This window comes from Desulfomicrobium aestuarii (assembly GCF_055385525.1).
This window is the reverse complement of the sequence record NZ_AP042427.1, coordinates 1245883-1258028: the sequence shown is the minus strand read 5'-3', so window position 1 is coordinate 1258028 and position 12146 is coordinate 1245883. Positions and strand designations below refer to the sequence as shown.

At 68.1% G+C, this 12146-nt stretch carries 5 protein-coding genes; 1 reads left to right on the top strand and 4 read right to left on the bottom strand.

What is annotated here, in order from left to right; translation table 11 throughout:
* Window position 1: 1 nt before the first annotated feature.
* Window positions 2–2536, bottom strand: coding sequence for a hypothetical protein (locus tag ACZ5AC_RS05750; protein WP_464249999.1), 2535 nt, complete (start codon window positions 2534–2536; stop codon window positions 2–4).
* A 184-nt stretch (window positions 2537–2720) separates the two neighbouring features.
* Here ACZ5AC_RS05750 and ACZ5AC_RS05745 point away from each other — a divergent pair, with 184 nt between their 5' ends.
* On the top strand, window positions 2721–6455 hold the full coding sequence (locus ACZ5AC_RS05745; RefSeq protein ID WP_464249998.1) for a hypothetical protein: 3735 nt from the start codon (window positions 2721–2723) through the stop codon (window positions 6453–6455).
* Window positions 6456–6555: 100 nt separating this feature from the next.
* Here ACZ5AC_RS05745 and ACZ5AC_RS05740 read toward each other — a convergent pair whose 3' ends face one another.
* Genes ACZ5AC_RS05740 through ACZ5AC_RS05730 form a run of 3 tightly spaced genes read right to left on the bottom strand, consistent with a single transcriptional unit; the run spans window position 6556 to window position 12123 of the window.
* Window positions 6556–9126 (bottom strand): hypothetical protein, encoded by a 2571-nt coding sequence (locus tag ACZ5AC_RS05740; protein WP_464249997.1) that lies wholly within the window; start codon window positions 9124–9126, stop codon window positions 6556–6558.
* Window positions 9127–9159: 33 nt separating this feature from the next.
* Window positions 9160–10752 (bottom strand): outer membrane protein assembly factor BamB family protein, encoded by a 1593-nt coding sequence (locus tag ACZ5AC_RS05735; RefSeq protein ID WP_464249996.1) that lies wholly within the window; start codon window positions 10750–10752, stop codon window positions 9160–9162.
* Between the two features lie 54 nt (window positions 10753–10806).
* The gene (locus ACZ5AC_RS05730; RefSeq protein WP_464249995.1) at window positions 10807–12123 is read right to left on the bottom strand and encodes a hypothetical protein; all 1317 of its coding nucleotides are present in this window, start codon (window positions 12121–12123) and stop codon (window positions 10807–10809) included.
* Window positions 12124–12146 lie beyond the last annotated feature (23 nt).

Below are 12146 nucleotides of genomic sequence, written 5' to 3'. Positions count from 1 at the left end.
GTCAGTTCTCCTCCGGCAATGATTCCGCCACATGGTCGATGAACGCCTCCGCCTGGAAGTCCTCGTCGTCGACCAGCGTCCAGCGCTCGTCGGCCGTCATGCCCGACGGGGTGACCCAGCCTCCGACGACGCCTTTCAAAGCGAGGGAGGACGCACCGCTCTTGATCGCGGGGCACGTGGTCAGGGCCACATGGTATTCCCAGCCTTTCCCGGACCTCAGGCCCACGCCGCGGATCCGGGGACCGCCCGGCAGACCGGCTTCGACCCAGCCGTCGCCGAAGCGGACCTCCAGCACGCCGTCCCAGTTGGCGTCCACCCAGCGCGCGTCGAGTCGGCGCGACCAGTTCAGGTAGATGGCGTTCTCGCCGCTCAGGGACAGGACGTACTTCCCCGCGTCGGGCCCTGTGTCGTGGCGGACGAAACTGGCCTGAACCTCAGTACCCTTGTCCATTTCCGGGGTTTTGGCCGACCGGAACACGGCCTCGACGCCGCTGGTGCGCGTCCGGTCGCAGGCGATGCGCACGGCGTAGGGCGTGCGCAGGATACGCTCGTTGAAGCTCAGCACGGGTTTGCTGGAGACCACGCCGACCTTGGGCCAGGAAAAGGTGTCGGCCGGCACCTCGGCCACAAGGGCCCCGCCTTCGAAACGGCCGTGCTTGGCGAACTCGGCCCCGCGGATGCCATAACCTTCCCAGGCCTCGCCGTCCCGGCCGTCGAACAGGGTTTCCACCTCCAGAGGCTCGACGCCCGGCGCCGGTTCCTCCGGGGGCAGCGGAACGCCGGTCACGCGGTCCATGACGATGCGCTTGAGGGCCATGCGCACGGGCGCTCCCGACTTCTCGGCCTGACTGAAGGCGTAGACCCGAAAACCCAGATTCGGCACGGCCCATTTCCAGGGAAAGCGCTCTTCGGGCCCGCCCAGGCCCTGGGCCATGACCCCTTCGGGCGAGATGCGCAGGGTCACTCTGCCCGGGGCCTGAGCTCCCGTCTCGACCCTCCATACCCCCTCGCGCGAGTCCGGATCGATCAGCAGCATGCCCCTGCCGCCCGAGCCGTCCTCCTTGCGGTTCCACTGGGCCCAGACGTACGGCGTGCTCGGGTCGTTGTTCTTGAGATTGTACCGCGGGGACAGGGCCACGACGAAGCCCGTGGTGCGGTCCGGATCGAACTCGAAGGTCACGCCCGCCTCGGAGCCGGGGCCGAATCCGTCCAGCCACAGCACGGGACCCGGCGTATAGACGCCGACCTTGCCCCAGCTGGAATTGGCAGGGACGTCCACCGCGACCTCACCGTCCTCCAGACTGGCATGCTTGCGGAAATCCCCGCCCTGCCCGGCCAGTGGAGTCAGCCAGCGGCCCAGCACGCCGTCTTCGAAAAGGATGGTCCGCCGAGCCCCGTCAAGGGGCGCGTCATGCGCAGCCTGCACGGCGAAAGGCTCCCGGCTGCGCTCGATCCGCTTCAGGGCCAGGCGTACGGGCTTGCCGCGCCGGCTCGCCGTGGCGCCGGCGAGGGCGTAGAGGCGGTAGCCGTCCTTTGGGACGTCGCCGGGCATGATGCCCTGCAGCAGCACCTTGCCCCCGGCGTCGGTGACCACGACAGCGTCGTCGGGTCGCAGGACGAGGTCGATGCGCTCCGGGACCTCGGCGATCTCCCGGGTCATGACCACCTGCTGCTCGATCCACAGGGTCAGGGTCCGGGGGCCGTCGACCGTTTCCAAATGCATGCCCACGCGCACATCATGGAACCGCCACTCTTCGTCGGTCCTGGCCTCGGCCGGGACCAGGGACAGGACAAGGTCGGTCGAGGCGCCCGGGTCGAGCAGCGCCGTCAGCCTGACCCCATGCTGCGTGCCGCGGGGATGCTCGACGACGGTGGCGTTGGTGTACATGCCAGTGCGCCCCCAGGAATTCCCTTCCGGCACGTCCACGATGAACATGCCGTTTTCAATTTTAGCGAAATTCTTGAATTTTCCACCATCAGCCTGGTACGGGGCCCACATCGCGGACATGTCGCCGGCAAAAAGCGGTTCGGCTGCCTGTGCGACTTGCGCGGCCGGTGCGGAAGACCCCGACGCGGATGCCGGCCCCTGTCCGTCGGGCCCCCGAACCCATCGACGGCCGTCGCGACGCAGCAGCGCGCCCGGCGCGGCGGCGTCCTCGTCGGCCACGGCCACCCACTCCAGAAAATCGCCGCGTTCAAGGTAGCCGTGCAGATCCGCGAGCCCTTCCGCAGATGGAGCGAGTCGTGCGTCACCTCCACGGGCCAAGGCCAGCCAGTCCGCGACCTGGGCGGTGCCCGCATCGAGGAGGTTCAGACCCGCCTCCGTGCGCAGAGTCTGCCCCAGGCGCACGAACCGTTCCGGCATCTTCCCCCATGCGCCAAGGGCCCTGACCGTGACCTTTCCCTGCAGTTCGAGCCGAACCAGGGCTTCGGGCCCGACCGCCGTCTCCAGGCCCGCTGCATGGGCAGCACGAGACGGACAGGACGCGGCAACAGCCAGCAACAGAAATACCGCCATGGCGAAACGAAAATGCATCGTGGGCCCTCCCGGATACGATGTGAATGACAGCAGGAACGAATCAGTCATCGGACCATATTTACGCATACCCACAAGACGACAGGCAGGGCAAGCCGCTTGCGCTGCGGGAGTGCAGCGGCCGGATTGTTTTTTCCGGCAAAAGTTCCTAGGTATTCCGCTAAACCACATTCAGGGGGATGCCATGCTCTTTTCCCGCGTCACGACCACCCCGGACCGCTTGCCGATTCTCGCCCTTTCCCTCCTCCTCCTTTTTCTGACCGCATGGCCCGTGCACGCCCAGAGCGGGACTCCGGCCGCGTCCGGCCCGCGGCAGGGGGCCTCGACCGGCGCCGACGCCGAGGCCCTGCGCGGCCTCATGGAAAAGGACGCCCTGACGGTCCGCGCCCTCGTCGGATTCGGCCGCATCCCCGCAGCCGCCATGGCCCCCCTGTCCGGCCTGCGCGGCAAGGGCATCGACGTGCTCGGGGCCACGCCGCAGCAGCTCGACGCCATCCTCAAGGAACACGGAGGCACCCTGAGCGCGGCCGAAAAGCAGGCCCTGGAGCGGGTGGCGGGCATCATGCGCGAGACCGGCAAAGAGGCGTCCGGCGAGCCCTCTTCCCCGCCTGCTGCACAGGAAGAAGAGGTCGCCGTCTCCGTAGCCGAAACGTCCGCCACACCTCCGGCGCAGGCAGCAGGAGCCACCGTGCCTGCCCGCCCGGCCCCGGCCCCCCTGCCGCCCATGCCGCTGCCCCCGGCCCTGCCCATGGTCGAACTCGGCAGCGCCCAGTACGCGGGCATGATCACCACGGCCAAGGAGGCCACCCGCACCCTCATGGGTGACATTTCCGAAGCCGAAACCCGGAAATTCGAGCAGCGCTGGGCGGCCTACTACGACCACCCTTCGGCCGAGATCGTTGAACACTTCCGGGCGGCCACGCCCATTCTTTCGGAATTCCTGAACATCCGCGAAGCCATTGCGACCACCTCCGCCACCTTCGACCAAGCCTGGAACGAAGCCGGGCTGGCCGCCGAGTACGACAGCCTGGACGGGGCCGACGCGGCCCTGGCCCAGGCCGACATGCTCAAGGACTACCTCGTCTCCCTGGAGGCCCGGGGCCGCCAGCTGGCCCAGGCCCTGCAGGAACTGGGCGAGGCCCCGGACCCTGTGGCGGAAAAGGAGGAGGCGCGCTCGCGCCACAAGTCCGCCGTCGACACGGTCAAGGAACTCCTCGTCGAGGCCCCGTCCCTGGAAGGCATCTGGTACGGGTCCTCGGAGTTTGACGAGGACGGCTGGATCGACGGCATCAAGGGGTCGCCGCTGCTCTTCGTGGTCTATGCCGTGGGCGACCCGGCCAACCCCCGCTACCGCGCCCTGCGCATGGACGCCGCGACCTACGACGAGAAGACGGATCCCTACATCGAAATTTTCGGCCTGAGCGACGGTGACTCGCCCGACATGCCCGGGATGCTCCCCGCCTTCGGGGACGGCTCCCTGCGCACTACCTACGAAATGAAGGACGAGGAGGACACCTACGTGATCACGGTCATGGCCGATCGCCTGGCCGACGGCGCCGATTCCTTCGAGTACCCGCCGCCTGTGGCCCTGGACACGGTCGAGGCAGCCTTCGAAAAGGCGACCAAGAAGAACGCCGAAAAACGCGAGACGCTGGAGTCCGCCCCCGCCGCGCCGGCCGAAAGCACCGACCAGGCCCTCAAGCAGACGGCCCAGCAGGTCGTCGGGGTGGCCATGGTCTCCATGTTCGAGAAGTTCGCCGTGTCGGAACTGAACGATGTCCGCCGCCACAACGAGTGGACCCCGGCTTTCCTCCGCGCCGCGCGGCAGTGGCTCAAGGATCGCCCCTTTTCCGAAGGGACCACCCTGGCCCAGGACCGCCAGGCCATGTCAGTCATGTTCGCCAGGTTCCTGGGCCCGCAGCAGGCGCCGCCGCAATCGGCTCAGACCGCAGTGGCCCAGGCGTCCGAAAAGGCCGCCGCGCCCGAAGCGCCGAAGGCCGCGGACGACGCGTCCGAGGCCGAAAAAGCGGCAAGACTCGAACGCATCGAGTTCCACAAGCAAAACATGGTCATCATCCAGCGCAACCTGGACCGGGACCGGGCCGAACTGGAAAAGGAAACCGACCCCAATCGGCGGGCGCAGCTGGAGTTCCGCATCGTCGGCGCCATGTCCGACCTGCAGGGCGAAAAGGACCTCGTCGCATCCGTGGAGACCGGAGAACTGGTCCGCACCCGCACCGCCTTCGACGACTACGCCCATGCCGGATTCATCGCCAACATCAGGCAGAGCCAGCGGCAGATGGAGAACTTCCAGCGCTCCAGCGACGCCCTCTTCAAGCTCGCCGGCATGCTCCCGGGGGATGAGGGCAGCGAGGCCCGCGCCTTCGTGGAGCGCCAACTGACGCCGGAGGTGCGCCTGAACATGGACCAGGCCGCCGTGAAGCGCATCGCCGACGCGCTGGGCAAGAAGGTGGAGGGCCACTACCTGGGGCAGCAGGCCAAGAGCGACGAGGAGTCCGCCTACGCCACCCTTGGCCTGGAGGCGGCCGAGAACATCAAGACCGCGGCCGACTCGGGCATGATGGTCCTGTCCCTGTTCGGCGGAAAATACGTGGATGCGGCCTACCAGGCGGCCACGGGCTATATCGAGGGAGGGCCCGCCGAAGCCGCCCTGCGCACGGCCTCCATGTTCGGGCCCACGGCCGGTGCCGCGGCCGAGGCCATGCGCGGCTACCGAGAGGGCGGCGTGCAGGAGGCCCTGAAGCGCGGAGCCTTCTCCCTGGCCACGGCCAAGGGGATGGAGTACGGCATGGGCAAGGTCATGGGCAAAGGGGGCGGCGTCGACGGCCCGGACGCGCCCGCCGCCAAGGGGACCGCGCCGGGTGCGCAGGCGGCGAAGCCGGCGGCGTCCTCCGGGACGGCGCCGCAGGCCGTGGCCAAGCTGCCGAAATCCGGGGACCAGCGCGCCCTGGAGCAGTTCAGGCAGGCCAGGAAGCAGGGCGAAGACCTCGTCGAGGACTTCCGGCAGGCCCAGAAGCGCCTTTCCGAGGCGGGCGCTGCCGGAGCCTCGCCCGCGGAGATCATGAAACTCCAGGCCGAGGTCCGCGACAAGGTGGCCGCGGTCAACGGCAGCCCCCACGCCAAGAACTTCCTCAAGTACAAGGGGGACGCCGGTTCGCAGCAGGCCTACAACGCCCACCTGCGGGCCGTGCACGCCGACGTGGAGGCCAAGTTCCACGCCAACATGCAGGCCAAGGGGTGGAACCAGCAACCCCTCAAGGAGTTCCGCAACTCCGCGAGCGCCGGGTCCGTAGGCATGGACTTCGACATCGGCCTGGACGAGCAGGCGGCCCGCGCCCTGACCCGGGACGGCAAGCCCGCCAAGCTGAACCAGTGGCAGGAGGACGCCCAGAGGGCCTGGAACGAGGCCTACGAGGCGTCAACCGGACGCAATGCCGGACAGGCCTGGGAAACCGTGACCACCAGCGGCCATGCCGAGAGCTACAAGGACCTGGCCTGGCTCTCTCCCGACAAGTCCGGCGTATCCAAGGCCTGGGGAGAGCAGGCGGCCGACGTGACGCGCTACAAGTCCTGGCACATGCAAAACGACCCGAGCCTCGACAGAATGACCAAACTGCAGGAGATCAGCCGCGGCGCGGCCAAGGACATGCAGACCAAGCTGAACCCCATCCTCGACCAGGTCAAACCCACGGGCCAGAGCCTGACCAAATTCCAGAACGCCCGCGAGCACTGGAACAAGGTCCGCCAGATCCTGGCCGACTTCGGCGAGAACAACATCGATCCCGTCACCGCCGACCGCCGCATCCGCGAACTGACCGGCGGCAAGAGCATCCCCGAGGTCGTGGAGGACATGACCTACCTCCTGGAAGGGGCGGTCAAGTTCGGAAAACGTTCCTAGGCGTCACCCCGAAAAGACACAGGCCGGAAACCATGGCGGTTTCCGGCCTGTTTTCATGTCTGTCCGGGCCGCCGGGAGGGACGGCCGAGACGGAACCGTTTCAGGGCAGCGGCACGCTCTGCCGCCGGAAGCGGTTCCCGTCGACGGCCAGGTACTCCACGCCGCCCTTGGCGAACGCCGCCCGGGGCGGAATGATGTCGTGGACGCGGTCCTCGCCCCCGAAGACGACGATGTGCACCTTCTTCTCCTTGTCGAGTGCGAAGTAGACCAGATGCCTGCCGTCGGGGCTGAATTGCGGGGGCTCGTCGCCGAAGATCTCCCGGAATTCCGGGCCGGCCTGGCCGTCGAGGAAGGCCCGCCAGGACGACTTGCCCTTCTCCAGCCAGGCCACCTTCGTCCCGTCGGGGCTGAAGACGATGCCCCTGGGCGAGCCCTGGCCGCGGCCGACCTCCTTGCCGTCCACGACCACGACGTATTCCTCGTCGCCGATCTGGAAGCCCGCGGCCCAATGCCGTCCGTCGGGGCTGAAGGTTTCACCCGCTACGCTTTTGAGCGCCCCGAAATCATGGGTGAAGACCTGCCCGTCGACCACCAGGAACGCCTCGCCGCCCTTCTTGGCTTCGTAGGCGTGCCGCGACCCGTCGGGGCTGAACGTGGCCGGATCCCAGATATCCTCGAAATCGGGACCGATCTGTCCGTTGACGACCATGGACCTGACCGTGTCGTCCACATGGGCCACAAAAGCGTAATACGCACCGTCAGGGGTGACCGTGAACTTGTAGCCGCTGCCCATGGTGGGGGTGAGCTCCTCGGCGTCCCGAACCAGGAAGCGGTCTCCGCCCTCTTTCTCGGCGATGTAGTAGAGTTCGGCGCGGTTTTGCGTGAACAGGAGGTTGCCGTGAACGGCCGGGTACTTCCGCCCCACGGCACCGTCCGCGGTCACGACCATGGCAAAGTCGGCGCCGGTCTGCTCGTCACGCCCCCGCTCGACCCAGGCGGCCTTGCCGTTCCAGGCCACGGCCCCCTCCCGCACGGGGACGGGCGTCTCGCGCACCTGCTTGCCGTCGAGATAGACCCGGTACACGTCGCCGGCCTTCCCGCCGACCAGGACATGGGCCCCGTCCTCGCTCATTTTCAGGAAATCGATTTCGCTGAAGACCGGGCCGTCGGCCCCGTTGCATACCGGAACCTCCTTGTCGCCCAGCTCCGCCTCGAAGCAGAAGGTCTCGCCCTTGGGCGTGAAGAGCATGGAGTACCCCTTGACGTCGTCGTACCATTTTCCGGGCACGCCGTTGACCGCGACGCGCTTCTTCCCCTTCTTCTCGCCCTCGACCCAGGCCACGTGACGCAGGTCGTCGGACAGCTTGATGGCCCTTTCGTCCAGGGCGTACTGCGGCAGCTCGAAATCGAAGTTCTCCGCGGCCGCAGCCGGTCCGCCCGGCGCGCCGGCCGACAGGGATTCCTCCTGCCCCACGGCGTAGAGCGTCCCCTCGTGCTCGTAAACGTCGCCGGGCATGGCCGTCACGACCCAGCCGACACGGTGCACGCTAGTGCTGAGGGTGCCCAGTTCGTTGTCGCCGATGAATTTCTTGACCCGGTAGGCCATGTAGACGCCAAAGGCCCGAGGGCCCACAGGGCGGCCCGTGGCGGGGTCCAGGCGGGGGGTCCAGCGCACCTCGCCGTCCCGGCTCTCCTCGAACCCGATGTCCGCGTCGCCCCCGGCGTCGTCGTGCCGGTAGACATACACCGATTTGCCCGCCACGCGGTAGGACACCCCGTCCTTGGCCTCCTTTTCGCTCAGGGGAATCTCGGGGTTCTCCGGGGCGTCGACGCGGATGACCACGGGAGTATCGGCCGTGACGAACCCGAGGACCCGGCTGTAGGGGGCGTCACCGTCGAGGGCGGCCTTGACGCCCATGTTCTCGGCAAGCTTGTCGAAATGGCGCTTCTCCCCTTCCGCGACCGCCGGGGCCCCCGGCAGCAAGGCCTGCAGGCGCCGCTGAAAATAGGGGTCGTCCTGCGGCCCGGCCACCGTGATGCCCTCGGCCTGCAGCCTGACCCTGTACGTGCCCTGAACCTGGTCGTTGATGGGAAATTCCACGCCTTCCGCCGGGCCCGAATCGCTCGGTGCGGCCGGAGGCAGGGCAGAGGCCGCCTCCGTTCCCGCCCCCCGCTCCGTCTCGGCCTGGGCAGGTGCGGCTTCGGCTGGCGCGGCGGGAGCCACGGCGGGCCCGTCGGCGGCCTGTGCCCAGCGGACGCCGCCGCTGCGCAGCAGGGTGCCCGCAGGCACGGCGGCGCCCGGAGCGGACGGGGACCAGTCCAGATGCTCGCCGCGCTCCATGAAGGTCGCCAATTCCTGCAGGTCGGCCCTGTACGCGGCCGCGGCCTCATCGGCGGTCCATTTCCGGACCTGATCCAGATTCGCGCCCAGCAGATCTAGCCCCGCTTCCTGCCGCATCCGCTGCGCCAGCTTGACGAACGTGTCGGGCAGGCGCCCCCAGCCGCGCAGGGCGCGGACCGTGACCTTGCCCTCAGCTTCCATCTGCAGGAGCCCGTCCGGGCCCGTGGCTATCTCGACTTCGGGCGCGGCCCCTTGCGCAGGAACGGACAATGCCGGGCCTGCCGCGCACAGAAGCCCGGCCAGCATCAGAATGATCAGGGAAGAACGCATGTGAGCCTCCTCGTTGCCGCGTTGATCACAAGACTAGCGGACGGCATACAGATGCCCGTCCTCGCTCCAGAAATACGCTACGCCGCCGGACAGGGCCGGGGACGTAATTTCACCGCCGGCCTCGAATCTCCAGCTCTCCTGACCGGAAGCCCTGTCCAGTCTGAGCAGGAAATTGCCGGCCGCAAGCATGAGGGCATCACCGTCAACGACTGGGGCCTTCAGGTGGGCGCGCTGCGTGTTGACCGTCCACTTCACGGCGCCGGTGGCGGCATCGAGGGCGTGCAGGTTGTCGGCGCTGACGGCATAGACCACACCGTCATGCACCGCCGCAGGGTGATGGATCAGCCCGGTGCCGAACTTCCATTTCTCCACTCCAGTCTGAACGTCCACCGCGTAAATGTTGAAATCGTCGCTGCCGAAGACCACCAGCCCATCCGACACGGCCGGACAGGTGGTGATGTTGGCTCCGGCGCGGAACGTCCATTTTTCCGCCTCGGAGCCCAGGTTCACGGCGGTCAGGCGGTTGGCATGGGCGAAAAAGGCCGTGCCGTCGGAGACGGCCGGAGTGCCGACGGTATCAGACGCCTCGAAACCCCATTTCGCGTCGCCCGTCTGCGGGTCGGCGCTGTACACGTGCTTTCCGGCTCCGAAGCAGATGGCGCCGTCCACCATGGCCGGCGAGGAATTCACGCCGTAATACAGGGACTTGAAGCGCCATTTCTCACTGCCCGTGGCCGCGTCCAAGGCGAAAAGATGGCGGTCGCCGCTCCTATCGCCAACGACGTTGCCGAAAAAGACCGTTCCTCCGGCCATGGCCGGAGGCTGGTCGACCCAGTCCTCGGCGAAGAACTTCCACTTCAGCGCTCCTGCGGCCACATCCACCGCATAGAGATGGCCGTCCACGCTGCCGAAGCACGCCAGGCCGTCGAGCACGACCGGGGCGGTGCACGTCCCGCCGCCGACCTTGAGCTTCCACAGCACGGCCGCAGGCCCGGCCGGGCCCGACGCTTCGGAAACGCCCGTGCGGGCCGCCCCTCCGCGATACATGGCCGGCCCCGAAGCGCCGCCGGGCACGGACGGTGCGGCCTCGACCGCATCGGGTAGCTGCGGGGCAGAACCTGCCACTTCGGATGCAGGCGGGGCCGCAGCGACCGTGTCAGGCACAGGAGGGGCCGCAGCGGCCATGTCGGGCACCGCAGGGACCGCATCGACCGCGTCGGACACCGCAGGGACCGCGTCGGGCGCAGGCGGAGCCGCAGCGGCCGAGGCATCGGCCGGTTGCATGTCCGCAGGCGCGGCGGCATTTCCGGAATCCATCATCGCCAGCAGGCCTGACAGGACCTCGCGCTGAGCCGGCGAGAATGCCGCGGTCCCTTCCTCCGCCTCCCGGACCCACGCCGCCAGTTGCGCGCGGTCGGCCCCGATGAGGTCCAGGCCCATGGTCCGCAGCTCCATGGCCGTGGTCGCGGTGGACGCGGGCACGAGCTTCCAGGCCCACAGGGCCCGCACCGTCAGACGCCCGTCGTCACGCAGCCTGACCAGCTCGGGCGGCAGCGCGTCCACGGCGGGTTCCGAAGCGTACGCCGGACAAACGAACAAAAACAGAAGCAGGAGCCAGAGTCGCATGAAACCTCCATGCGCGGCAGACATGCCGCAAAAAGTTCGCGTGACCGAATACGATCAGCCGCCGTGGGCCGATTTTTCCAGGGCCTTGACGATCATGTCCCCGCCGTCCGCCTGACTGCTCGGCACGGGTATGCGCACCGTGACGTAATTGCGGAAAAAATACAGGGAACGCCCGGCCACCATGATGTACGAATAGACGAGACGGATGTGCGGCAGGGGCTTGCGCTCGCGTTTCACGGAATCGAGCCTGCTGCCCAGCGTGCCCCAGGAATGCACCGTCCCGTTGACGTACACGCACCGCTCCCCGACATAGACCTCGCCGAGCCTGCGCAGGTTGCGACGGTAGGTCAGGGCCGGCAGGCCCGTGGCCAGGAGCAGGAGCAGCGCCATGAAGGCCATGAGGAAGCCGAACACCACAAACGAGGCCTCGTCGCGTTTGACGATCATGAGGCCCGCGCCGACGACCACGGAGATTCCGAAGATGAGCAGCCAGAGGCTTCTCTTCTGTGAGGACTCCTCCCCGTACTCCCAGCGCGCGAAGGCTTTCCACTCCTCGGGTTCGAAGGTGAAATGGGCCAGGTGCCGCCCCCCTTCAACCATGTCGCGGAGCAGGCCGACCTGACGTCCGAAGAGCCACACGCCGAGGAGCGAGCCGAAAAGGAACAGGCCGCCGACCACGATGGATGCGTAGCTCGCCCCGCTGCCCACGGTGTCGAAGACGAAGGGCCACAGGACCAGGGCGCCGAACAAGACCGCGCAGACCGCCGACCAGCGCACCCCCCTGCCGGCCGAGCTCCATGCGACCACATCACCCGCCCTGCCGGCCAGTAGGCCCATCGCCAGGGCGCCCAGTCCGGCCCCCAGCAGCCACGACCAGTGACGGCGCAGGGGAAAGGCCGCCTCGTCGGGGACGTCGGACGTCCCGTACTCCCTGGCCGGGATGCGCCTGTAGTCCATGTGGCGGATACCCGAGCCGTCGCGGAACTCGGCGTACCCGGACGGCCCCGGCAGTTCGCCGAAGGGCCGCAGGTCCGGCCGGTCGAATCGCACCGGTCGGCTGCCGGCGGCCAAGGCCCGCTCCAGTTCGCCGAAGGCCTGTGCCCAGGCGGGGCCCGTGACCGTCACGGTGCGCCCCCTGGTTTTGGCGGCGATGAACTCCGTCAGGGGCAGGGGCTCCGAGACGGACTGCACGAACGCCTTCCCCAGGCCCATGGCGCCGGACATGCGGCCGGGCGGGGTGTTGCGGTCCTCGTAGAGCTTGCCCCAGTTCACGAGTTCGCCCCGCAGCAGGACCGGCTCCGGGTACCACCAGGCCATGACCGCGGCGGCGATGACGCAGGCCGCGACGATGTTTCTGAGCAAAAGAATCATGCTACCTCCGCCCCGCAGGCGGC

Coding starts and splice junctions, on each gene's coding strand:
- ACZ5AC_RS05750 (WP_464249999.1), bottom strand. CDS start 2,536: ATGCATTTTCGTTTCGCCATGGCGGTATTTCTGTTGCTGGCTGTTGCC.
- ACZ5AC_RS05745 (WP_464249998.1), top strand. CDS start 2,721: ATGCTCTTTTCCCGCGTCACGACCACCCCGGACCGCTTGCCGATTCTC.
- ACZ5AC_RS05740 (WP_464249997.1), bottom strand. CDS start 9,126: ATGCGTTCTTCCCTGATCATTCTGATGCTGGCCGGGCTTCTGTGCGCG.
- ACZ5AC_RS05735 (WP_464249996.1), bottom strand. CDS start 10,752: ATGCGACTCTGGCTCCTGCTTCTGTTTTTGTTCGTTTGTCCGGCGTAC.
- ACZ5AC_RS05730 (WP_464249995.1), bottom strand. CDS start 12,123: ATGATTCTTTTGCTCAGAAACATCGTCGCGGCCTGCGTCATCGCCGCC.